Source organism: Parviterribacter multiflagellatus (assembly GCF_056863265.1).
The window spans coordinates 39776-62140 of record NZ_JBXPIZ010000013.1 but is presented as its reverse complement, the minus strand read 5'-3'; the positions used below and the strand labels follow the sequence as shown (position 1 = coordinate 62140).

General features: G+C 73.8%; 20 protein-coding genes. 12 read left to right on the top strand and 8 right to left on the bottom strand.

All coding sequences use genetic code 11. The annotated features are described in order from the left end of the window. The first annotated feature begins 7 nt into the window (after positions 1-7). The 6 genes from AC1UE5_RS25410 (at position 8) to lpdA (ending at position 8512) form a co-directional block, all read left to right on the top strand. Positions 8-1111: a S1C family serine protease gene (locus AC1UE5_RS25410; RefSeq protein ID WP_482928735.1), complete on the top strand. Its 1104-nt coding sequence runs from the start codon at positions 8-10 to the stop codon at positions 1109-1111. A 21-nt stretch (positions 1112-1132) separates the two neighbouring features. Then, a complete protein-coding gene (locus AC1UE5_RS25405) occupies positions 1133-2341 on the top strand; it encodes a class I SAM-dependent methyltransferase (RefSeq protein WP_482928734.1) in 1209 nt (402 codons plus the stop codon). A gap of 135 nt (positions 2342-2476) precedes the next feature. Then, on the top strand, positions 2477-2713 hold the full coding sequence (locus tag AC1UE5_RS25400; RefSeq protein WP_482928733.1) for a hypothetical protein: 237 nt from the start codon (positions 2477-2479) through the stop codon (positions 2711-2713). A gap of 14 nt (positions 2714-2727) precedes the next feature. Continuing rightward, positions 2728-5391 (top strand): pyruvate dehydrogenase (acetyl-transferring), homodimeric type, encoded by a 2664-nt coding sequence (gene aceE, locus AC1UE5_RS25395; protein WP_482928732.1) that lies wholly within the window; start codon positions 2728-2730, stop codon positions 5389-5391. Further along, complete coding sequence (aceF, locus tag AC1UE5_RS25390) at positions 5388-6710, top strand: dihydrolipoyllysine-residue acetyltransferase (protein ID WP_482928731.1); 1323 nt, start codon at positions 5388-5390, stop codon at positions 6708-6710. Before aceE ends, aceF begins: the two co-directional genes overlap by 4 nt. Further along, a complete protein-coding gene (gene lpdA, locus AC1UE5_RS25385; RefSeq protein WP_482928730.1) occupies positions 6707-8512 on the top strand; it encodes a dihydrolipoyl dehydrogenase in 1806 nt (601 codons plus the stop codon). The genes aceF and lpdA overlap by 4 nt, the downstream gene beginning before the upstream one ends. On the opposite strand, the gene AC1UE5_RS25380 is transcribed toward lpdA, so the two are convergent. The 3 genes from AC1UE5_RS25380 to AC1UE5_RS25370 are packed head-to-tail and all read right to left on the bottom strand — an operon-like array spanning position 8509 to position 12437. After that, a complete protein-coding gene (locus AC1UE5_RS25380) occupies positions 8509-9996 on the bottom strand; it encodes a hypothetical protein (RefSeq protein WP_482928729.1) in 1488 nt (495 codons plus the stop codon). The genes lpdA and AC1UE5_RS25380 overlap by 4 nt on opposite strands. A 41-nt stretch (positions 9997-10037) precedes the next feature. Next, positions 10038-11510, bottom strand: a complete 1473-nt coding sequence (locus tag AC1UE5_RS25375) for a hypothetical protein (protein WP_482928728.1) — start codon at positions 11508-11510, stop codon at positions 10038-10040. A 24-nt stretch (positions 11511-11534) separates the two neighbouring features. Then, on the bottom strand, positions 11535-12437 hold the full coding sequence (locus AC1UE5_RS25370; RefSeq protein WP_482928727.1) for a helix-turn-helix domain-containing protein: 903 nt from the start codon (positions 12435-12437) through the stop codon (positions 11535-11537). A 66-nt stretch (positions 12438-12503) separates the two neighbouring features. Here AC1UE5_RS25370 and AC1UE5_RS25365 point away from each other — a divergent pair, with 66 nt between their 5' ends. Further along, positions 12504-12971 (top strand): pyridoxamine 5'-phosphate oxidase family protein, encoded by a 468-nt coding sequence (locus tag AC1UE5_RS25365; RefSeq protein ID WP_482928726.1) that lies wholly within the window; start codon positions 12504-12506, stop codon positions 12969-12971. After that, a complete protein-coding gene (locus tag AC1UE5_RS25360; RefSeq protein WP_482928725.1) occupies positions 12968-13192 on the top strand; it encodes a hypothetical protein in 225 nt (74 codons plus the stop codon). The genes AC1UE5_RS25365 and AC1UE5_RS25360 overlap by 4 nt, the downstream gene beginning before the upstream one ends. A 731-nt stretch (positions 13193-13923) precedes the next feature. Here the strand turns inward: AC1UE5_RS25360 and AC1UE5_RS25355 are convergent. From AC1UE5_RS25355 to AC1UE5_RS25340, 4 genes are all read right to left on the bottom strand, one after another. After that, entirely contained in the window at positions 13924-15456 is a 1533-nt protein-coding gene (locus AC1UE5_RS25355) for a flavin-containing monooxygenase (RefSeq protein ID WP_482928724.1), read from the bottom strand. Between the two features lie 48 nt (positions 15457-15504). Beyond that, positions 15505-15879, bottom strand: coding sequence for a tyrosine-protein phosphatase (locus AC1UE5_RS25350; protein WP_482928886.1), 375 nt, complete (start codon positions 15877-15879; stop codon positions 15505-15507). Positions 15880-15985: 106 nt separating this feature from the next. After that, the gene (locus AC1UE5_RS25345; RefSeq protein ID WP_482928723.1) at positions 15986-16339 is read right to left on the bottom strand and encodes a translation initiation factor; all 354 of its coding nucleotides are present in this window, start codon (positions 16337-16339) and stop codon (positions 15986-15988) included. After that, positions 16320-17456: a CaiB/BaiF CoA transferase family protein gene (locus AC1UE5_RS25340; RefSeq protein WP_482928722.1), complete on the bottom strand. Its 1137-nt coding sequence runs from the start codon at positions 17454-17456 to the stop codon at positions 16320-16322. Before AC1UE5_RS25340 ends, AC1UE5_RS25345 begins: the two co-directional genes overlap by 20 nt. Positions 17457-17505: 49 nt before the next feature. Here AC1UE5_RS25340 and AC1UE5_RS25335 point away from each other — a divergent pair, with 49 nt between their 5' ends. The 4 genes from AC1UE5_RS25335 to AC1UE5_RS25320 are packed head-to-tail and all read left to right on the top strand — an operon-like array spanning position 17506 to position 21183. After that, positions 17506-18693 carry an acyl-CoA dehydrogenase family protein gene (locus AC1UE5_RS25335; RefSeq protein WP_482928721.1) on the top strand — a complete coding sequence of 396 codons (1188 nt, stop codon included), beginning with the start codon at positions 17506-17508 and terminating at the stop codon, positions 18691-18693. Beyond that, entirely contained in the window at positions 18690-19571 is an 882-nt protein-coding gene (locus AC1UE5_RS25330) for a 3-hydroxybutyryl-CoA dehydrogenase (RefSeq protein WP_482928720.1), read from the top strand. Before AC1UE5_RS25335 ends, AC1UE5_RS25330 begins: the two co-directional genes overlap by 4 nt. Then, positions 19549-20208, top strand: coding sequence for a GntR family transcriptional regulator (locus AC1UE5_RS25325; protein ID WP_482928719.1), 660 nt, complete (start codon positions 19549-19551; stop codon positions 20206-20208). Before AC1UE5_RS25330 ends, AC1UE5_RS25325 begins: the two co-directional genes overlap by 23 nt. A gap of 9 nt (positions 20209-20217) precedes the next feature. Then, complete coding sequence (locus AC1UE5_RS25320) at positions 20218-21183, top strand: zinc-binding dehydrogenase (RefSeq protein ID WP_482928718.1); 966 nt, start codon at positions 20218-20220, stop codon at positions 21181-21183. Here the strand turns inward: AC1UE5_RS25320 and AC1UE5_RS25315 are convergent. Then, positions 21173-22264 carry a response regulator gene (locus AC1UE5_RS25315; protein ID WP_482928717.1) on the bottom strand — a complete coding sequence of 364 codons (1092 nt, stop codon included), beginning with the start codon at positions 22262-22264 and terminating at the stop codon, positions 21173-21175. The two genes, AC1UE5_RS25320 and AC1UE5_RS25315, sit on opposite strands and share 11 nt — an antisense overlap. Positions 22265-22365: the final 101 nt, after the last annotated feature.

The following is a 22365-nucleotide window of genomic DNA, read 5'->3' as shown; positions in this document are numbered from 1 at the left end:
GACGGGCATGCAAGCGACGCCCCAGCTCTCCAAGCCCCGGATGCCGCGTCGCCTCCTCGCCCTGGTCGCGGCCGCGGCCATCGGCGGCGGTGGCGGTGCGGCGGCGACCCTCACCCTGAGGGACGACCCGGTCCCCGCGATCTCCACGCCCGTCGTAGCGGCCTCGAACGCCTCCGACGCGTCCTCGTCCACGAGCACCGCCGCGACCGTCTACGCGAACGCCGCCGGCTCGGTCGCGTTCATCACCGCCACCGGCGCGTCCGGCGAGGCGACCGGCTCCGGCTTCGTCGTCGACGCCGACGGCTACATCGTCACCAACGACCACGTCGTCGAGGGCGCGTCGGAGATCACCGTGAAGGTCGGGTCGGGCGCCGAGGTCAGCGCGGAGATCGTCGGCGAGGACCCGTCGAGCGACCTCGCGCTGCTGAAGATCGACGCGTCCGGCCAGGAGCTCACCGCGCTCGAGCTGGCCGACTCCGCTGCCGTGCAGGTCGGCGACGAGGTCTACGCGATCGGCTCCCCGTACGGCCTCTCCAGCACGCTCACCGTCGGGGTCGTGTCCGCGCTCGACCGCCAGATCGAGGCCCCGAACGGCTACACGATCGACGGCGCGATCCAGACCGACGCCGCGCTCAACCCCGGCAACTCCGGCGGCCCGCTGCTCAACGCCGCCGGGCAGGTCGTCGGCGTCAACTCGCAGATCGAGACCTCCGGCACCTCGGACTCCGGCAACACCGGCATCGGCTTCGCGGTCGACTCCGGCACCGTCACCAAGGTCGTCGCCGCGCTCAGGTCCGGCGACACCGTCGAGCACGCCTACCTCGGCGTCCAGGCCGGCGACGCGGACGGCGGCGGCGCGCAGCTCGGCACGGTCACGGACGGCTCCCCGGCCGCCGACACGGGCCTGCAGGAGGGCGACGTCGTCACGAGGATCGGCGACGACGCGGTCGAGGACGCCAGCGACCTCACTTCCGCCGTCAACGACCGCTCCCCCGGCGACCAGGTCCAGCTCACGATCACCCGCGACGGCGAGTCGCAGACGGTGACCGTCACGCTGGGCGACCGCCCCGCGAGCGCCGACACGGGGGTTAGCCCTATGGTTCGCCCTTGATCGAACCCATAGGGTCGAGGCATGGGACGAAGGACTCGGAGGTTCCTCGACGAGCTCGACACGGCCCTCCCCGATCGGCCGTTCGCGGTCGAGCTGTGGGATGGGAGCCGGCTGCCCAGCAGCAACGGCAACGGCGGGCCCACCTTCCGCGCCACGACGCCTGACGCCATCGCGCACGTGCTCCGCGCCCCCGGCCAGCTCGGCCTGGGGCGCGCGTACGTGAGCGGGGCGCTCGAGGTCGACGACATGGACGCGCTGATGGGGCTGCTCGCGACGTGGAAGCCCGCGCCGATCGAGCGCAAGGAGGCGGCCAAGCTGGCCGCGCTGGCCGCCGTCGCGGCGGGCCCGCGCATCCCGCCCAAGCCACCGGCCGCGGAGCTGCGCCCGCGCGGGCGCCGGCACACGAGCGACCGCGACATGCGCGCGGTGCGCCACCACTACGACGTCTCCAACGACTTCTTCGCGCACTTCCTCGACGAGTCGATGACGTACTCGTGCGCGGTGTGGCGCGACGGGGCGACGACGCTGGAGGAGGCCCAGTTCCGCAAGCGCGATCTGGTCTGCCAGAAGCTCGCGCTCCAGCCGGGCGAGCGGCTGCTAGACGTGGGGTGCGGCTGGGGCGCGATGGCGATCCACGCGGCCAAGCACTACGGCGTGGACGTCGTCGGGATCACGCTCTCCGAGCCGCAGGCGCGGCTGGCGCGGCAGCGGGCGGAGGAGCAGGGAGTCGCCGACAAGGTCGAGATCCGCGTCATGGACTACCGCGACATCGCGGACGGCCCGTTCGACGCGATCTCGTCGATCGGCATGGTCGAGCACGTCGGCGCGTCGCAGATCGACGCGTACGCGGAGGTGCTCGCGCGGCTCCTGCGGCCCGGCGGCCGCCTGCTCAACCACGGCATCGCGCGCCTGCGCCACGGCGATCCCGAGGCCGGCCCGTTCAGCGAGCGCTACGTCTTCCCCGACGCCGCGCCGCTGCACCTCTCGCGCGTCCAGTTCGCGCTGGAGCGGGCGGGCTTCGAGACCCACCACGTCGAGGACTTCCGCCACGACTACGCGCGCACGCTGACAGCGTGGCTGGAGAACTTCGAGTCGGACCTCGACAAGGCCAACCGCCTCGCCGACCCCGAGCGCGTCCGCGTCTGGCGCATCTACCTCCGCGCAGCGCGCAACGGCTTCGAGACCGGCTTCCTGTCGATCTTCCAGGTGCGCTGTTCGCTGCCGGGCTGAGCGCGACGTCGCATCAGGGCGACCGGCTCGCGGTGCGGGCCGGTCGCCTCCTCCGCCGGGATCTCGTGTCCCGCGAGGGCGTGCGCGGGCGGGCGGCGCTCGACAGGCTGTCCAGGTGCTTGTATACTAGTACCCATGTCTGCTGCCACCGCCTCGAAGGCCCAGCTCACGCCCGAGGAACTGGCTGCTCAGCTCGAGCAGCCGTTCACGTTCGACAGCCTTGTTCGTGCCGCCGAGCGGCAGCACGTGCGAGTAGCCGAGCTGATGCCGTGGCTGACCGACGCGACCGAGCGCGCGATCATCACCGACACCGGTGCGCGCCGCGGTTCGTCCAACGCGCTGCGTGGTAGCAGGCTGTATCGCCTTTCGTAGGGAGGAGAGCTCGCATGTCCACGAGTCCGAGTGACGTACGCCCCGACGTCGACCCGGACCCCACGGAGACCGCCGAATGGCTCGAGGCCCTGGAGGCGGTGGTCCGTCACGACGGTCCCGGCCGGGCACGCGAGCTCCTCGAGGCGCTCTTCGCGGATGCCCGGCGGCGCGGGTTGCACCCCGCCGGCGACCTGAGCACGCCGTACGTCAACACGATCCCGGTCGATCAGGAAGCCCAGATCCCGGGAGACGCCGCGGTCGAGCACCGGCTGCGCTCCCTCATGCGGTGGAACGCCATCGCGACGGTCCTGCAGGCGAACAAGACCAGCTCCGAGCTGGGCGGTCACATCGCCTCCTACCAGTCGGCGGCGACGCTCTACGAGGTCGGCTTCAACCACTTCTGGCGCGCGCCGACGGACGAGCACCGCGGCGACCTCGTCTTCATCCAGGGCCACTCGAGCCCGGGCATCTACGCCCGCGCGTTCCTCGAGGGCCGCCTCAGCGAAGCGGACATGAAGCGCTTCCGCACCGAGGTCGGCGGCGGTGGGCTCAGCTCGTACCCGCACCCGTGGCTGATGCCGGACTTCTGGCAGTTCCCCACGGTGTCGATGGGCCTCGGCCCGCTGATGGCGATCTACCAGGCCCGCTTCATGAAGTACCTGAGCGGGCGCGGCATCAGCGACACGTCGGACCGCCAGGTCTGGGCGTTCATGGGCGACGGCGAGATGGACGAGCCCGAGTCGATGGGCGCGATCAGCCTCGCCGGCCGCGAGCACCTGGACAACCTGAACTTCGTCATCAACTGCAACCTGCAGCGGCTCGACGGCCCGGTCCGCGGCAACGGGAAGATCATCCAGGAGCTGGAGACGAACTTCCGCGGCGCCGGCTGGAACGTCATCAAGGTCATCTGGGGCCGCCGCTGGGACCCGCTGCTGGCCGCCGACAAGGACGGCCTGCTCGTCCGCCGGATGGAAGAGGCGGTCGACGGCGAGTACCAGACGTTCAAGTCCCGCGACGGCGCCTACGTGCGCGAGCACTTCTTCGGCAAGTACCCCGAGCTCGCCCGGATGGTCGAGGACTGGTCCGACGCCGAGATCTTCTCGCTCAACCGCGGCGGCCACGACCCGCAGAAGGTCTACGCCGCGTACGCCGCCGCCAGCGCGCACAAGGGCCAGCCGACCGTGATCCTCGCCAAGACGATCAAGGGCTACGGCATGGGCGAGTCGGGCGAGGGCCAGAACATCACCCACCAGCAGAAGAAGATGAACGAGAAGGCGCTCTTCGCCTTCCGCGACCGCTTCGACCTGGACCTCACCGACGACGAGGTCCGCGAGGTCTCGTTCCACAAGCCGGCCGACGACACGCCGGAGATGCAGTACCTCAAGGAGCGCCGCGCCGCGCTCGGGGGCTCGCTCCCGCAGCGGCGCACCGACGCGCCGCCGCTGCCGGTCCCCGAGCTCGAGAAGTTCAAGGCGCAGCTGGACGGCACGGGGGAGCGCGAGATCTCCACGACGATGGCGTTCGTCCGCATCCTGTCGACGCTGCTGCGCGACAAGGAGCTCGGGCCGCACATCGTCCCGATCGTCCCCGACGAGTCGCGGACGTTCGGCATGGAGGGCATGTTCCGCCAGCTCGGCATCTTCAGCCAGGTCGGGCAGCTGTACTCGCCCGAGGACGCCGACCAGCTCATGTCCTACCGGGAGGACAAGAAGGGCCAGATCCTCCAGGAGGGCATCAACGAGCCCGGCGCCTTCAGCTCGTGGATCGCGGCGGCCACCTCGTACGCCAACCACGGCGTGGCGATGGTGCCGTTCTACATCTACTACTCGATGTTCGGCTTCCAGCGCGTGGGCGACCTCGCCTGGGCCGCCGGCGACTCGCGCGCGCGGGGCTTCCTGCTCGGCGGCACCGCCGGCCGGACGACGCTCAACGGCGAGGGCCTGCAGCACGAGGACGGCCACAGCCTGATCCAGTCCTCGCTCATCCCGAACTGCATCTCGTACGACCCCGCGTACGCGTACGAGCTGGCCGTGATCATCCAGGACGGCCTGCGCCGCATGGTGGGGGAGCAGGAGGACGTCTTCTACTACCTCACGGTGATGAACGAGAACTACGCGCAGCCGGCGATGCCGGAGGGCGCGGAGGAGGGCATCCTGCGCGGGATGCACCTCGTCTCGGACGCCGGTGGCAAGGCCGACCTGCAGCTCTTCGGCTCCGGCACGATCCTCCGCGAGGTGCTCGCGGGCGCCGAGCTGCTGCGCGAGGACCTCGGGGTCAGCGCCGACGTCTGGTCGGTCACCTCGTACCCCGAGCTGCGCCGCGACGGCATGGAGGTCGAGCGGGCGAACCGCCTGCGCGGCGCCGGCGACGCGGCCGCGACCTCGTTCGTCGAGCAGCAGCTGGAGGGCCGCACCGGCCCGGTCGTCGCCGCGAGCGACTACATCCGCCAGCTGCCCGACATGATCCGGCCCTGGATCGGCGATCGCACCTACACGGTGCTCGGCACCGACGGCTTCGGTCGCTCCGACTACCGCAAGGCGCTGCGCCGGTTCTTCGAGGTCGACCGCCACCACGTCGCCGTCGCCGCGCTCCGCGCGCTCGGCCGCGACGAGGACGCCGCGAAGGCGATCGCCAAGTACGAGATCGACACCGATGGGGAGGCCCCGTGGCGGACGTGAAGCAGGTCGCTGTCCCGGACATCGGCGACTTCTCGGACGTCGCCGTCGTCGAGGTGTTCGTCTCGCCCGGCGACACGGTCGCGGAGAACGACCCGCTGATCACGCTCGAGACCGACAAGGCGACGATGGACGTCCCCGCGCCGTACGCGGGCGAGGTCCAGCAGGTGCTGCTGAAGGTCGGCGACACGGCGTCCGAGGGGACGCCGGTCGTGATGCTCGCGGTGACCGCGTCCGGCAACGGCGCGGCGCCCGACGCCGCGAACGTGCAGCCGGTCGACGAGGCCGCGGTGGCCGAGGCCGGCGCGCCGAGCGCGGTGCGGACGGCGGTGAGCGCCGAGGCGTCCGCGCGCCCGCGGGACGCCGCTCCGGCGCCCAAGCCCGCCGAGCTGCCGCCGGCGTCCGAGGGCCCCGTGTACGCGTCGCCGTCCGTGCGGCGCATCGCGCGGGAGCTGGGCGTCGACCTGGAGCGCGTGACCGGGAGCGGCCGCAAGGGCCGCATCACGCCCGAGGACGTCAAGGCGTTCGCGGAGGGCGGCGGCGCGGCCGCGGCTCCGGCGGCGGGCGCTGCGGCCGGCGGCGCCGCGATCGCCGGGCTGGACCTCGCGCCGTGGCCGAAGGTCGACTTCGAGAAGTTCGGGCCGGTGGAGCGCGTCGAGCTGTCGCGCATCCGCAGGCTGTCCGCGAAGAACCTCGCGCGCAACTGGGTCTACATCCCGCACGTCACGCACAACGACGAGGCGGACGTGACCGAGCTCGAGGCGTTCCGCAAGCAGCTCAACAGCGAGCAGTCGGACGTCAAGGTCACGATGGTCGCGCTGCTGCTCAAGGCGAGCGCGGCGACCCTGAAGGCGTTCCCCGACTTCAACGCATCGCTCGACGGCGACGCGCTGGTGCGCAAGCAGTACTACCACCTGGGCTTCGCGGCGGACACGCCGAACGGGCTCGTGGTGCCGGTCGTCCGCGACGTCGACAAGAAGGGCATCCTCGAGCTGGCCGGCGAGCTGACCGAGCTGTCCGGCAAGGCGCGCGCGGGCAAGCTCGGCCCGGCCGACATGAGCGGCGGGACGTTCACGATCTCGTCGCTTGGCGGCATCGGCGGCACGTCGTTCACGCCGATCGTCAACGCGCCGGAGGTCGCCATCCTCGGCGTCGTCCGCAGCGCCATGAAGCCGGTGTGGAACGGCAAGGAGTTCGAGCCGCGGCTCATGCTCCCGCTGTCGCTGTCCTACGACCACCGCGTGATCGACGGCGCCGCCGCGGCGCGGTTCGTCGCGCACCTCGTCAAGACGCTGAGCGACCTGCGGAGGGCGCTGCTGTGAGCTCCACCCTCGACGTCCTGGTCCCCGACATCGGGGACTTCACCGACGTGCCCGTGGCCGAGCTGCTCGTCGCGGTCGGCGACGAGGTGGCCGCGGAGGACCCGCTCGTCGTCCTCGAGTCCGACAAGGCCTCGATGGAGATCCCGGCGCCGCAGGCCGGGACGGTCAAGGAGCTCAAGGTGAGCGTCGGCGACAGCGTGTCCGAGGGCTCGCTGCTCGCGGTGCTGGAGGTGGCCGAGTCGCCTGCCGCGTCCGCCGAGACGCCGGACGCGCCCGCGCCCGCCGCGGTCGAGTCGCCCGCTCCCGCGGTGGGGAAGGTCCCGCCGCCCCCGTCCGGCCCGGCCTCCACCGACGCCCCGTCCGCCGGCGCGACCGAGCGCGGCGACGTCCACGCGCAGGTGCTGGTGCTCGGCTCCGGCCCCGGCGGCTACAGCGCGGCGTTCCGCGCGGCCGACCTCGGCCTCGAGACCGTGCTCGTCGAGCGCTACGAGACGCTCGGCGGCGTGTGCCTCAACGTGGGCTGCATCCCGTCGAAGGCCCTGCTCCACATCGCGAAGGTCATCACCGAGGCGCAGACCGCGCGCGAGCACGGCGTGGACTTCGGCGCGGCCGAGCCGACGCTCGACCTCGACAAGATCCGCGCGTGGAAGGACGAGGTCGTCGGCAAGCCGACCGGTGGGCTCAAGCAGATGGCGAAGGGCCGCAAGGTCCAGGTCGTCACCGGCGAGGGCCGGTTCACCGGGCCGCACATGCTGGCGGTGCGCGGCGCCGACGGCAGCGAGTCGACCGTGTCGTTCGACCACGCGATCGTCGCGACGGGCTCGCGCAGCGTGAAGCTGCCGGGCATCCCGCACGAGGACCCGCGCGTGATGGACTCGACCGACGCGCTCGAGCTGCCGGACATCCCCGAGCGACTGCTCGTCGTCGGCGGCGGGATCATCGGCCTGGAGATGGCGACGGTCTACGACGCGCTGGGCTCTCGGGTCACGGTGGTCGAGCTGCTCGACGGCCTCATCCCGGGCGCCGACCGCGACCTCGTCAAGCCGCTGCAGAAGCGGATCGAGGGGCGGTACGAGGCGATCCACCTCGGCGTCAAGGTCGAGAAGATCGAGGCCAAGGACGACGGGCTGCACGCGACGTTCTCCGGCGACGTGCCCGACGCCGTCTTCGACCGCGTGCTCGTGGCCGTCGGCCGCACCCCGAACGGCGCCGGCATCGGCCTCGAGACGGCGGGGGTGAACGTCGACGAACGCGGGTTCGTGCCGGTCGACGACCAGCTCCGCACGAACGTGCCGCACATCTTCGCCATCGGCGACGTGGTCGGGCAGCCGATGCTCGCCCACAAGGCGACGGCCGAGGCGCACGTCGCGGCGGAGGTCATCGCGGGAGAGAACGCGCGGTTCGACGTCCGCGGCATCCCGTCGGTCGCCTACACCGAGCCGGAGGTCGCCTGGGTCGGCCTGACCGAGACGGAGGCCAAGGAGAACGGGACGGCGTTCGAGAAGGGCGTGTTCCCCTGGTCGGCGTCGGCGCGCGCGATCGCGGTCGACGGCGCGTCGGGCACGACGAAGCTCCTCTACGACCCCGAGACGAAGCGCATCCTCGGCGGCGGCATCACCGGCCCGAACGCCGGCGAGCTGATCGCGGAGGTCGGCCTCGCGCTCGAGATGGGCGCGGACGTCGGCGACGTCGCGCTGACGATCCACCCGCACCCGACGCTGTCGGAGACCGTCACGTTCGCGGCCGAGGTCGCGGACGGCACGATCACCGACCTGCCGAACAAGAAGGCCAAGAAGCGCTAGCCGAGGCGCACCGAGGGCGCGCTCGCGCCCTCGGTCCGCACCACGACGACGACGCGCGCGGTGTTGCCGGCCTTCTTGCGCTGGGCCTTCGTGAGCATGAGCTTCACGGTCTGCTGCTTGCCCGCCGCGAGCTGCACGCTCTTCGCCTTCACCCGCGCGACGACGCGCTTGCCGACACGCACCTCCGCGGTGACCGACGCGCGGCACGCGCTCGGGCCGCAGCCGACGCTGGTGCGGATCGTGCGACCGCTCCCCAGCCGCGCGCTCGCGGTCGTGCTGACGGGAGCGGGCGGGGTGGACGGCGCTGGAACGGCGCGGGTCTCGACGCGCAGCGGCCCGGGCACCTCGATGGTGCGGGTCTCGACGCGCGTGGGCGGCTCGGGTTGCGCGGGCGCCGGCGCTGCGCGGCTGGTCGCGTTGGCCTCCGCGTTGCCGGCGGCGTCGACGGAGAGGAACCGGATCCGCTCGCCCGCGCCCAGCACCGGCCTGTCCGTCGGGTCGTATCGCGGCGACGCGGCGGTCGGCAGCGCGGGGTCGGCGCCGATCTCGTAGTACGTGGCGGCGACGCCCGAGCCACCCGGGTCCTCCGCGAGCAGCGTGACGGGACCCACCGGCACCTCCGGCCCGTCCGCGAGCTGCGTCACCGGCGGCGTGTCGTCGATCCGGACGCGCACCTCGTGCGGCACCTCGCCGTTGCCGAAGGCGTCGGCGCTCGCCACCCACACGCGGCGGTCGCCCTCGCCGGCGAGGGTCGCCGGGCACGGCGCGTGGCCGGCGGCGTCGAACGTCGCCGGGACGGCCGGGGGATCGATCCAGCACCGCGTCTCGTCGACGCCGACCCCGCTCGGGCCGTCGTCGCTGTCGACGTCGAGGCCGACCGTCCCGCGCCACCAGCCCGCGGCTCCCGACGTGGACGGTGCCAGCGTCGTGGCCGGGGCGGCGGCGTCGGTGACGGGGTCCAGGTACGTCGTGAACGCGAGGTCCCGGTTGAACAGGCCGGAGATGTACGTCCACGCCGGCGGACTCGGCTGCCAGTACGCGGCGCCGCTCGCGTACGCGTTCACGGTGTCGAAGCGCGCCATCCAGAAGTCCACGGAGGCCGACAGCGTCAGCGCGTAGGGCGTGCCGCCGCGCACGGCGGGGCGCGACGGGAACGTGACCCGGCGCGGCGAGCCGACCTCGCTCACGCCGGCGCGCGCGAGGACGCGGTCGGTCGGCACGTTGCCCGCGACGGTGCGCAGCTCGACGACGAGCGGCTCCTCCGGCTCCGCGTCGCCGTAGATGCTGAGGTGCAGGTCGACGTACGGGATGCGGCCGTCCGCGCTCGGCACGAAGGTCTGCGCGAGGTCCTGGGCGAGGGCGCTGACCGAGCCCGACCCGCTGACCGGGTTGTGCTGGTCGCGCACGGGGATGGCACCGGCAGGCGGCGCGGCGAGGGCAGCGACGGTGAGCGCGGCGAGCGTGAACGCGAGGAGACGTGGCACGTTCGCGGCATCGGCCACGCGGCGTCACAGCTTGAGCGCCGCTACCCGCGCTCCACTGACGGTGCCGCGGTGCCCTCGATCCGGACGCTCACGACCACGCGTGCAGCCTTGCCGGCCTTCTTGCGCTGCGCTCTGGTGAGCGTGAGCTTCACCACCCGCGTGCGGCCGGCGGCGACCTGCACGGCCCTCGCCTTCACGCGCGCGACGACCTTCTTGCCCGTGCGCACCTCCGCGGTGACCGTCGCGCGGCAGGCGCTCCGGCCGCACCCGACCGCGACGCGGACGGCGCGCCCGGGCCCCAGCCGCGCGCTCGCGGTGGTCGTCGTCGTGACCGGCGGCGCCGGGACGGTGCGGGTCTCGACGCGCGTCTCGGTCCGGACCTCCGGCGCCGGCGCGGATGGGAAGCCGACGTCGGCGGCGCGGCTGGTCGTCGAGGGCTCGACGTTGCCGGCCCGGTCGACCGAGAAGTAGCGGATGCGCTCGCCGTCCCGCAGGACCGGCTTGCCGGCGGGGTCGTAGACCGGCGACGCGGCGGTCGGCTTCGCCGGGTCGACGCCGATCTCGTAGTACGTCGCAACGACGCCGGAGCCGCTGCCGTCGGCGGCCGTCAGCGTGACCGTCTGCGGGCCGGCGGTCCGCTCGCGCGCGATGCCGGCGTCGGTCGTCATCGGGGCGGTTCCGTCGATGTTCAGCGCGTGCGGGCGGGGCGTCTCGGCCTGGCCGAACAGGTCGCGGCTCGCGACGTAGAGCGTGTGCGCCCCTTCGCCTTCGACGGTCGTCGGGCACGGCCCGCCGCCCGGGGCGGCGAACGTGGCCGGCGGCGTCGCCGGATCCAGCCAGCAGCGCGTCTCGTCGAGGCCGATGCCCGCGCCGTCGCTCGCTGTCACCGTGAGCCCTATCGGTCCGTGCCACCAGCCGGTCGCGCCGCTCGGGACGGCCGGCGTCACCGTTGACGCGGGGGGGCCGACGTCGGGCGGGATGAAGTTCATCAGCGAGGCGAACCCGAAGTCCATCGCCGGCACGGGCGTCCACGGGTCGGCGCCGGCGCGGACGAGCATCGTCCCCTTGTCGTACGTGTCGTCGCTGATGCGGACGCCCCACTGGGTGCCGGCTCCGACGGTGCCCGGACTCGACAGCACGATCGCGTACGGCACACCGCCCCGCAGGGGCGGCGCCTCGGCGAAGATGATCGGCGCCGGGTCGCCCCAGTCGATCGTCTGCTCCTCCGCCAGCACGGTCCCGGTCGGCACGCCGCCGATCATCGGCTGGACCTGGACCACGATCGGCCCGGGCACGCCTTCCGGCAGCAGGTACAGGTAGAGCCCGTAGAGCCGGCCGTCCTGCGACGGGACGAAGACCTGCGAGCGCTGCACCGCCGCCGTGACCGGCTCGAAGCGCGGGTCGTCGCTCGGCCCGTTGGTCTGGTCGAAGTCGTACAGGGCGGCGTGCGCGAGCGAGGGGGCGGTGCCGAGGACGGCGGCGGTCAGGGCCGCGAGGAGGAGCGAGCGGAGCACGGGAGGTCAATCGGCGACATGATGTCACTCCTTGAGCTTCTCCAGGCGATCCTCCTCCCACAGCACGGGGTCGCCGGTCTGCAGGCCGGTGGCGCCGAGCTCGGCGAGCACGCTCGCGAGCATCTCGCGGCGGACCGCGCCGAACGTCAGGTTGTGTGCGAGGACGCCGCCGTAGGTGAACGACTGGGGCGGCTCGCAGAGCGCGTCGACGAACGCGTCGTCCGGCGCGACGGTCGCGGCCAGACGCGCGAACTTCGGGCCGGTGCGGTCCAGCCGCTGCAGGAGCGTCTCGCCCGCGGTCTCCGGGCGTGGTTCGCCGCCCATCGCCGCGACCCACACCTCGAGCGTGAACACGAGCCGCTCGGCCATCAGCGCGGCGCTCGGCTCCTCCCCTTCGAACCACACCGCCACGAACCCCGGCCGCAGCTCCCGCGCGAGCGCCTCCGCCGGCAGGGCCTCCGCCGCCATCAGCAGCTCGCGCGTGCGGTCGAGGTGGTGCTCGACCATCCGCCGCGTCACCCCGTCGTCGCCACCCCTCCTCCGTCCCGCCGGCAGCAGCAGGCCACCGGGCGGGTGGAAGTGGATCTCGTTCGGCGCGTCGAGCCGGTACGGCCCCGCGTACGCCGACGGCGGCGTCCCGAACGCCCGCGCGAACGCGCGCGAGAACGCCGCGAGCGAGCCGTAGCCCGCAGCCGCCGCGACATCCGCCACCGCCACCCCCGGCTCGGCCCGCAGCTGCCACGCCGCCCGCTCCAGCAGCAGCCGCCGCCGCAGCGCCACCGGCGTCTCCCCGGTCGCGGCGGCGAGCAGCCGGTCGAGGTGGTCGCGCGAGAAGTGCGCGCGCTCGGCCAGCTCCCGCCCGTCCGCACCGTCGTCCAGCGACGTCACCACGAGGTCGATCAGGTCACGCAGGCGGTCGGCGGCCACGCCTCCATTTGATCGCATTCGACCTGTCGCTGGACCGCCCGCCGCGGCGCGCCGATCCTCCCGCGCATGCCGAGCTGGTCCGACTTCGAAGCCGCCGCCCCCGACCTCGCCGCGAAGGTCCGCGCGCGGCTGGACGCCCACGTCCACAAGACGATCGCGACGATCCGCAAGGACGGCGCGCCGCGCATCTCGGGCACGGAGACGATCTGGGCGGAGGGCGAGCTGTGGATCGGCTCCATGTGGCAGTCGCGCAAGGCGCTCGACCTCCTGCGCGACCCACGCTTCGCGCTGCACTCAGGCTCCGAGGACCCGCCCACGTGGCCGGGCGACGCGAAGGTCGCGGGCCGCGCGGTCGACGCCGGCGACGACGCCACGATCGCGCGCGTCGTCGAGGGGCACGAGGCGCACGGGCAGATGCACCTGTTCCGCCTCGACATCACGGAGGCGACCCACATCGGGCTGAACGACGCGCGTACGCAGCTCGTCGTCGAGAGCTGGAGCGCGGCGCGCGGCATCCGTACGCTCGCGCGATGAGCAACGCCGCCGACCTCACGCGCATCGCCCACCTCGAGCACCTCGTCGAGAACCTCTACCGCCACCTCGGCCTCGAGCTGCCCACCGCCTCCCCGACCGTCTCCGCGGCCGTTCGCGACCTCGCCCTGCAGGGCAAGGAGATCGAGGCGATCAAGCTCCACCGCCGCGAGACCGGCAAGAGCCTCGGCGACGCCAAGGCGGACATCGACGCGCTCAGCTGACCAACTTGACCGCGACAGTACCGTTTCCGGTGTCATGGACGACACGGACGATCTGGAGGAGATCGACCGAGCGGTCGAGGCGCTGCTGACGGAGGCGTGGGACGCGCGCGAGGCCGGCGCGCCCGCGCGGGCGCTCGCGCTGCTCGACCGCCTGATCACGCGGTACTGCGGCGACGGGACGTTCGCCGCCGAGCGCATCCGCGCCGTGGCCGAGCTGTACGCCGGGTACGCGCTGCAGGACCTCGCGCGCCCGGTTGAGGCGATGGCCCGCTACCGCCGCGCGCTCGCCATCGCGGAGGGCGACGCGGCGCTCGACGACGTGCGCGAGCAGGCCGCCGAGCACGCCGCGTACCTGGCGGTGCTGCGCGGGCGCGAGCTGCACGGCCGGTGGTGGCGCGGGCCGGACGCCGAGGCGGCGTACCGCGAGGCGCTCGCGCTCGGCTCCGAGGACGCGTGGATCCACCTCGGCCTCCTCCTGCTGCCCCTCCCCGAGCGGCGCGCCGAGGCCGTCGCGGCGCTGCGCCGGGCCGTGGAGGGCGAGTCGCTCGCGCTCGCCGCGCGGGCGGCGCTCGAGCTGGCCGAGGTCCACGACCACGCCGGCGAGGCGGCGGAGTCCCTGCGCCTCCTGCGCGTCGCGGAGATGCTCGATCCCGCCGGCCCCGCCGGCCCCGCCGGCCCCGCCGGCCGCGCCGCACGTCGCCGCCTGGAGGCCGCCGCGACCCCGCCCGCGGTCAGCCGAGCGGCGCGGGTGTCCCGCCGCGCTCACCGGCGGCTGCAGTGGCGGCTGGCGGCGCTGCGTTCGTGGCCGGGACGAGGTCGTACTCCGACAGGTCGACCTGCCGTGTCGCCCGCACGTACTCCGCCATCTGGCCCGGCCAGTTGTTGACGATCCGGCCGTCGTCGCCCTCGCGGTACCAGCTCTCGCAGCCCGTCCACACCGTCGTCCGCAGGTGCTCCTGCACCGCCTCGGTCGACCGCTCCTGCACGTCCGGCCGCACGTCGATCGCCGCGGCGCCGAGGCGGGGGAGCGACGTGACCGCGTCCGCCATGTAGCGCGCCTGGGCCTCGAGCATCACGATGATCGAGCCGAACCCGAGGTTCGTGTTCGGGCCGTACATCAGGAAGAGGTTGGGGAACCCGCTGACCGTGATGCCGTGGTGGGCCCGCGCGCCGCCGCGCCACGCCTCGCTCAGCTCGCGCCCGCCGCGGCCGCGCACCTCCATCGGCGCCACGAAGTCGTGGGCGCGGAAGCCGGTGCCGTAGATGACGACGTCGACGTCGCGCTCGGTGCCGTCGCCGCTGACGACGCCCTTGGGCGTGATGCGGGTGACCGCGCCGGTGATGAGCTCGACGTTCGGCCGCGTGAGCGCGGGCAGGTAGTGCGAGCTGAACAGGACGCGCTTGCAGCCGATCGGGTAGTCGGGCCAGATCTTCGCGCGCAGCTCAGGGTCCTTCACCTGGTTGCGCATGTGCCACGTCGCCCACGCCCTGAGCGACGCGCGCAGGAGCGGCAGGCGCGTCTGGCCGGCGATGCCGGTCTCGGCGAACGCGAGGATGCCGAGCCGCCGCGTCGACTGCAGCCCGGGCAGCCACTCGATGAGGCGCTTGGCCCACGGCGCGTACGCGTTGTTGCGGCGCGGCAGGATCCACGGCGCGGTGCGCTGGTAGACGTCGACGCGGCCCGCCACCTTGGCGATCTCGGGGACGAACTGGATCGCGCTCGCACCCGTGCCGATCACCGCGACGCGCTTGCCGGCCAGGTCGACGTCGTGGTCCCACTCGGCCGAGTGGAACGCGGGCCCGTCGAACGTGCCGACGCCCTCGACGTTGGGGAAGAGCGGGCGCGACAGCTGGCCGCACGCGAGGACGATCGCCTGCGCGGTGACGGTCTCCAGGTCACCGGCGCCGGTCGTGGTGAGCGTCCATCGGCCGGCTCGCTCGTCCCACCGCGCGTCGCGCACCTCGACGCCGAACCGCAGCTTGCCCTCGACCCCGTTGACCCGCGCGGTGTCGTGGAGGTAGGCGAGGATCTCGTCCTGCGGCGAGCACGGCCGCGACCAGTCGCGCCGCTGGTCGTAGGAGAACGAGTACAGGCACGACGGGATGTCGCACGCGGCGCCCGGGTACGTGTTCTCGCGCCACACGCCGCCGAGATCGGCCGCCTTCTCGAGGACGACCACGTCCTCGACCCCGGCCTGACGCAGCGCGATCGCCGCCCCCAGGCCGCCGAACCCCGCACCGACGATCGCTACCCGGACGTCCATGGCCGGGATCCTGACACAGTGTCGAGCCGGTTGGCCGCGCAGCCAGTCTCAGGTCGCGAGGCGGGCGCGCAGGGCGGCCTGCTCGCGCGCGCCGAACCCGTGCTCGCGCAGCCAGCCCCCGGCGCCGCCGTGGCGCTCGTCGAGCAGCGCGAGCAGCCGGGCCATCGTCGCGGGGCGCGGGCGGTGGTGGTCGGGCGTCGTGTGCTCGAGGTCGGGCGCGTAGGTCGGGGAGGCGCCGAGGCGGGCGAGGATCGCGTCGATGCGCTCGGCGGTCGCCGCGTAGTCGGCCACGATCGCCGCGTGCGGCGCGCCGGCGACGGCGAGCGCGAACGCGCAGACCATGCCCGTGCGGTCCTTGCCCGCGGCGCAGTGGACGATCGTGGCGCCGTCGGTCGTGGCGATGTCGTCGAGCGCCGCGACGATCGAGTCCGGGCGGTCGCGCAGGTAGCCGAGGTACGCGCGGACGGCGGGCGGCTCGACGTGGTCCGCGCCGGTGCCGCCCCAGCCGGTCGCCTGCCACGGGGCGCGCTCACCCGCCGGCGAGGACGACGTCGTAGCCCTCGGCCCTGAGCACCTCGACGACGGTGTCGCGGTGGTCGCCCTGGATCTCGATCACGCCGCCCTTCGCGCTGCCGCCGACGCCGCACCGCTTCTTGAGCTTCCCGGCCAGCTCCTTCAGCCCGGCGTCGTCCAGCGCGATGTTCGAGATCGTCGTCGCCGTCTTCCCGCGCCGCCCCGCGGTCTCGCGCCGCACCTTCACGCGCCCGCCGCCCGGGCCGGGGGTCGCGCCCTCCGGCTTCGGCGCGCGCGCCTTGCGCAGATCGCCGTCGGTGGTCGAGTAGACGACGTTCGTGTCGCGGCTGTCACGGCTCCGCTTGGGCATGGGGCGAAGGTAGCGAGGGCGGGGCGGTGCGGTAGGCCGGCGGCGTGGCGGAGAGGCGGATGGGGTTGCGGGTGAGCGTGGCGGCCGTGCCGTCGTCGCGGGGGATGTCGACCGTCGGGTCGAGGCCGAGGCGGGCGGCGAGCGCGAAGGCGCCGGCGACGTCGTTGACCTGGCCGGCGGGGACACGGGCGGCGGTGAGCCGCTCGACCCACTCCGCCGCACCCCGCGCCGCGAGGTGCGCGATCAGCTCCTCCCGGAGGGCTTCGCGGTGCTCGACGCGCGCGGCGTTCGTGGTGAACCGGGGATCGGTCGCGAGGGCGGGCGCGCCGAGGACGCCGCAGAGTGCGGCGTACTGGCGGTCGGTGCCGACCGCGAGCACGAGGTCGCCGTCCGCAGTGGGGTACAGCTCGTACGGCGCGATCGACGGGTGCGCGTTGCCCATCCGGCCCGCCACGGACCCCGCGAGCGTGTACGCGCTGCCCTGGTTCACCAGCGCGGCGAGCAGGCAGCTGAGCAGGTCGACCTCGACGCGCTGGCCCTCGCCGGTGCGCTCGCGGTGGCGGACGGCGGCGAGGATGCCGACGCTCGCGAACAGGCCGGTGATGACGTCGACGAGCGCGACCCCGACCTTCTGCGGCTCCCCGTCCGGCTCGCCGGTGACGCTCATCAACCCGCCGAGCGCCTGCACGAGCAGGTCGTAGCCGGGCAGCGCCGCGCCGGTCTCGCTGCGGCCGAACCCGGTGATCGAGCAGTAGACGAGCCCGGGGTTGACCGCGCGCAGCTCCTCCCACCCGAGCCCGAGCCGGTCCAGCACGCCGGGGCGGAAGTTCTCGACCAGGACGTCCGCGCGCGCGGCGAGCGCGCGTGCCTCCGCCGCGCCCTCCGGCGTCTGCAGGTCGAGCGCGACCGACGTCTTGTTGCGGTTGACCGACTGGAAGTACGTCGCCTCGCCGCGGTCGTCGTACGGCGGGCCCCAGTGGCGCGTGTCGTCGCCCGCGCCCGGCCGCTCCACCTTCGTCACGGTCGCGCCGAGGTCGCCGAGCACCATCGTCGCCAGCGGGCCGGCGAGGACGCGGGAGAAGTCGAGCACGTGCAGCTCGTCGAGCGCTTGACCCATCGCCTAATCTTAGATCTTCGAAGATCTGGGATTCAGGAGCCTCCAAGCCATGTCCGCCACCGCCGCCCGTCCGGCCGAGATCCGCCCCCGCGACTTCCTCGACGTCGACCACCTCCTCTCCGACGAGGAGCGGCTGATCCGCGACACCGTGCGGCAGTTCGTGCAGGACCGCGTCGTGCCGCACGTCGGCGACTGGTTCGAGGAGGCGACGATCCCGCGCGAGCTGGCGACCGAGCTGGGCAGGCTCAACGTGCTGGGCATGCACCTGACCGGCTACGGCTGCGCCGGGGCGTCGGCGACCGCCTACGGCCTGGCGTGCATGGAGCTGGAGGCCGGCGACTCCGGCGTGCGCTCGCTCGTGTCGGTCCAGGGCTCGCTCGCGATGTACGCCATCTGGCGCTGGGGCAGCGAGGAGCAGAAGCAGCAGTGGCTTCCCGGCATGGCCGAGGGCGAGAAGATCGGCTGCTTCGGCCTGACCGAGCCCGACAGCGGCAGCGACCCCGGCTCGATGCGCACGCACGCCAAGCGCGACGGCGACGACTGGATCCTCAACGGCGCGAAGATGTGGATCACCAACGGGTCGATCGCCGACGTCGCCGTCGTGTGGGCCCGCACGGAGGACGGCTACGCGGGGTTCCTGGTGGAGAAGGGCGCGAAGGGCTTCACGGCGCCGGAGATCCACAAGAAGCTCAGCCTCCGCGCGTCGATCACGTCCGAGCTCGTGCTCGACGACGTGCGCGTCCCGGACTCCGCGCGGCTGCCCGAGGTCGCGAGCCTGAAGGGCCCGCTCAGCTGCCTCAACGAGGCGCGGTACGGCATCGTCTGGGGCGCGGCCGGCGCGGCGCGCGCGTGCTTCGAGGCGGCGCTGGACTACGCGAAGGAGCGCGAGCAGTTCGGCCGCCCGATCGCCGCCACGCAGATCCAGCAGCAGAAGCTCGCGCACATGGCGGTGGAGGTGAACCGCGCGACGCTGCTGGCGCTCCACCTCGGCCGGATGAAGGACGACGGCCGCTTGAGGCCCGAGCACGTCTCGATGGGCAAGCTCGCCAACGTCAACGCCGCGCTCGACGTCGCGCGGACCGCCCGGCAGGTGCTCGGCGCCAACGGCGTCACGCTCGAGTACCCGGTCATCCGGCACATGAACAACCTCGAGTCGGTCGTGACCTACGAGGGCACGGCGGACGTCCACGCGCTCGTCATCGGCGGCGCGCTCACCGGCATCCAGGCGTTCCGATGACCGGCGGAGACGCAACCACCCCGATCACGCGCGCCGGCGTCGTCGGCGGCGGCATCATGGGCACCGGCATCGCCGAGGTCACCGCGCGCGCCGGTGTCGACGTCGTCCTCGTGGAGGCGAACCCGGAGCGCGCGGAGGCGGCCCGCGAGCGCGTCGCGAAGTCGCTCCAGCGCGCGGTCAAGCGCGGCAAGCTCGAGGAGGCGGCGGCGGACGAGGCGCTCGGGCGCCTCCGGACCACGCACGAGATGGACGCGCTCGCCGACCGCGAGCTCGTCGTCGAGGCCGTCGTGGAGGACAAGGCGACGAAGCTCGACGTCTTCCACACGCTCGCGCAGGTGGTGGAGGACCAGGACGCGATCTTCGCCTCCAACACCTCGAGCATCCCGATCGTCGAGCTGGGCACCGCGACCGGCACGCGCGCCGGCAACGTCCTTGGCCTCCACTTCTTCAACCCGGTCCCGGTGCTGAAGCTCGTGGAGATCATCCCGTCGCTCCTGACGGCGCCGGGCACGACCACCCGCGTCACGCGGTTCGCCACCGAGCAGCTCGCGAAGGACCCGATCACGGCCCCCGACCGCGCCGGCTTCACGGTCAACGCGCTCCTCATCCCGTACCTGCTCAGCGCGATCCGCATGCTGGAGCAGGGCCTCGCGACCGCCGAGGACATCGACAAGGGCATGGTCGAGGGGTGCGCGCACCCGATGGGCCCGCTCGCGCTCGCCGACCTGATCGGGCTCGACACCGTCATGGGCATCGCCGAGACGCTCCACGCCGAGCACCGCGAGCAGCTGTTCGCGCCGCCGCCGCTGCTGCAGCGGCTGGTCGCCGCCGGACTGCTGGGGAGGAAGACGGGCCGTGGCCTCTACAGCTACACCTGAGCCGCTCGGCACCGCCCAGCAGCACGCGCTCGCGCACCTGCGGCGCCTCATCGTCGCCGGCGACCTCGCGCCCGGCAAGCGGGTCAACCAGGAGGAGCTGGCGGCGCGCATCGGCGTCAGCGTCGGGCCGGTCCGCGAGGCGCTCCAGGCGCTCGAGCAGGAGGGCCAGCTGACGTACATCCCGCGGCGCGGCTACTTCGTCACCGAGCTGAACGTCGCGGATCTCGACGAGATCTACGGGCTCCGCCAGCTGCTCGAGGAGCGCGCGGCGCGCCACGCGCTCCCCACCCTCGACGAGGACGCGCGCGAGCGCATCCGCGCGGCCGCCCGCGAGTGCGCGCAGGCCGCGAAGGCCGGCGACGTCCAGGCCGAGCTGGCGGCCAACCGCCGGTTCCACTTCGCGATCCTCGAGGCGCCGGACCAGCCGCACGCGCTGCGGCTGATCAAGCTCCTGTGGGACTCGACGGAGGCCTACCGCGCGCTCTACTACAACTCCCCCGCCGAGCGCGAGCGCTCGCTCGAAGCCCACGACCGCATCCTCGCCGCGATCGACGCCACCGACGCCGACGAGCTGGTCCACGAGCTCGACGCCCACCGCCGCCGGGCCCTCGACGTGCTCCGAGGTGTGCTGGGGTAGGCGACCGACATGCTCGCCGCCTACGCCGCCAAGATCGATCCCGACGACCCGCTCTCCGCCCTCGCGGTGGACGAGCGCCCCGAGCCTGAAGTGCCCGACGGGTGGACCACGGTCGACGTCCGCGCCGCCGCGCTCAACCACCACGACCTGTGGTCGCTGAAGGGCGTCGGGCTCCGCGCCGAGCAGACGCCGATGATCCTCGGCTGCGACGCGGCCGGCGTCGACGAGCAGGGCAACGAGGTCGTCGTCCACGCCGTGATCTCGACGCCCGACTGGCGCGACGACGAGACGCTCGACCCCAAGCGCACGCTGCTCTCCGAGAAGCACCCGGGCGCGATGGCGCAGCGGGTCGCGGTGCCGCGGCGCAACCTCGCCCCCAAGCCCGCCGAGCTGAGCTTCGCCGAGGCCGCGTGCCTGCCGACCGCGTGGCTGACCGCCTACCGGATGCTCTTCACGCGCGGGCGCGTGACGCCCGGCCAGACCGTGCTCGTCCAGGGCGCGGGCGGCGGCGTCGCCACGGCGCTCATCGTGCTCGCCAGCGCGGCCGGCGCACGGGTGTGGGCCACGTCGCGCGACGAGGCCAAGCGCCGACGCGCGGTCGAGCTCGGCGCGGCGGAGGCGTTCGAGACCGGCGCGCGGCTGCCCGAGCGGGTCGACGCGGTGATGGAGACCGTCGGCGACGCGACCTGGGCGCACTCGCTCAAGTCGCTCAAGCCCGGCGGGACGCTCGTGGTGAGTGGCGGGACGAGCGGCCTCACCCCGCCGAACGACCTCGCGCGCACGTTCTTCCTCCAGCTGTCGATCATCGGCTCGACGATGGGCACGCGGGACGAGCTGGAGCGGCTGACGCGCTTCCTCGTCGACCGCGACCTCAAGCCGCTGATCGACCGTGAGCTGCCGCTCGCCGACGCCCGCGAGGGGTTCGCCGCGATGCACGCCGGCGACCTCGTCGGCAAGGTCGTCTTCACCGTCTGAGCGCGGCGCGGGCCCGGGCGAGCGCCTCGCGCGCGCTCAGGTCCGCCGGCCGCAGGGCCAGGCCGCCGGCCTCGACGCCCTCCAGCTCGTCGCGCAGCGCCGCGACGGTCTCCTCCACCAGCCGCCCGGCCTGCGCCAGCGCCGGCCGCTGGCAGAGCACCACGAGCTGGCGCCCGTCGAGCCGGGCGCGCAGGTCGTGCGGGAGCGTGCACGCGCGCAGCCGCCCGCGGAGCCGGTCGAGCGCCTCGTCCGCGCGCACCGCGTCGAGCGCGTCGAGCGGGTCCCCCGCGGCCGCCGGCGCGACCCGCGCGCACACCAGCGCGGCCGCGTGCCGCTCGCGCGCCGCGCGCCACAACCGGTCCTGCACGACGACCTCCAGCGCCCGCTCGCCGATCACCTGGTCGGTCACGGGCTGCGGCACCGCCGTCACCGCCGGCGCCGCCGTCCGGCCTGCGAGCACCGCGTCGACCTCGGCGCGCAGCTCGGTCGCCCCGAACGGCTTGCACAGCACGCCGCTCGCGCCCCGCCGCCGCATCCGGTCGCGTTCGCCCGGGCTGCCGTTCACCGGGATGAGCACGAACGGGACGTCGGCGAGCGCCTCGTGCTCGCGCGCCCGCTCCAGCAGGACCTCGCCGCGCGCGTCGGGCAGCGCCGCCTCCGCGAGCACGAGCCGCGGGCGCAGCTCCCCGGCCAGCCGCAGCGCGTCCGCGGCCGTGCCGGTCACCGCGACGTCGTAGCGGTCGTCGAGCGCGCGCACCGCGAGGTCGCAGATCGCCTCCTCGTCGTCGACCACGAGCACGAGCTCGCGCTCCCCCGTCCCGGCGCGGTAGACCGACGGCGCGACGGCCCCGTCGCGTGCGTGGCCGCCGTCGGTGGCGAGCCCGTCGAGCAGCTGCCCGAGCCGGACGGCCTGCGCCTCGATGCGGAGCACCTCCTCACGCCACGTGCGGACGCCGTGCGGCGTGGCGAGCGCGTGCTGGGCCGCGGCACGCACCAGCGACAGCCCGTCGCGCAGGTCGTGCGCGACCTGCGCGTCCGCTGGTTCGTGCGCCCCGTCGGCGCTGTTGTGCCCGTGCGACACCGGTCCGCCTCCGTGCCTGCGGCTCCGCTCCAACGACCTGGACATGACCCATGGCGGACCGTAATCGAGCGCACGTCCGCGCGGGGGTTTCTTGCGCCGCA

Excerpts from the sequence above, each read along its gene's own strand:
- AC1UE5_RS25410 (WP_482928735.1), top strand. The coding sequence starts at position 8 with ATGCAAGCGACGCCCCAGCTCTCCAAGCCCCGGATGCCGCGTCGCCTC.
- AC1UE5_RS25405 (WP_482928734.1), top strand. The coding sequence starts at position 1,133 with ATGGGACGAAGGACTCGGAGGTTCCTCGACGAGCTCGACACGGCCCTC.
- AC1UE5_RS25400 (WP_482928733.1), top strand. The coding sequence starts at position 2,477 with ATGTCTGCTGCCACCGCCTCGAAGGCCCAGCTCACGCCCGAGGAACTG.
- aceE (WP_482928732.1), top strand. The coding sequence starts at position 2,728 with ATGTCCACGAGTCCGAGTGACGTACGCCCCGACGTCGACCCGGACCCC.
- AC1UE5_RS25365 (WP_482928726.1), top strand. The coding sequence starts at position 12,504 with ATGCCGAGCTGGTCCGACTTCGAAGCCGCCGCCCCCGACCTCGCCGCG.
- AC1UE5_RS25360 (WP_482928725.1), top strand. The coding sequence starts at position 12,968 with ATGAGCAACGCCGCCGACCTCACGCGCATCGCCCACCTCGAGCACCTC.
- AC1UE5_RS25355 (WP_482928724.1), bottom strand. The coding sequence starts at position 15,456 with ATGGACGTCCGGGTAGCGATCGTCGGTGCGGGGTTCGGCGGCCTGGGG.
- AC1UE5_RS25345 (WP_482928723.1), bottom strand. The coding sequence starts at position 16,339 with ATGCCCAAGCGGAGCCGTGACAGCCGCGACACGAACGTCGTCTACTCG.
- AC1UE5_RS25340 (WP_482928722.1), bottom strand. The coding sequence starts at position 17,456 with ATGGGTCAAGCGCTCGACGAGCTGCACGTGCTCGACTTCTCCCGCGTC.
- AC1UE5_RS25335 (WP_482928721.1), top strand. The coding sequence starts at position 17,506 with ATGTCCGCCACCGCCGCCCGTCCGGCCGAGATCCGCCCCCGCGACTTC.
- AC1UE5_RS25330 (WP_482928720.1), top strand. The coding sequence starts at position 18,690 with ATGACCGGCGGAGACGCAACCACCCCGATCACGCGCGCCGGCGTCGTC.
- AC1UE5_RS25320 (WP_482928718.1), top strand. The coding sequence starts at position 20,218 with ATGCTCGCCGCCTACGCCGCCAAGATCGATCCCGACGACCCGCTCTCC.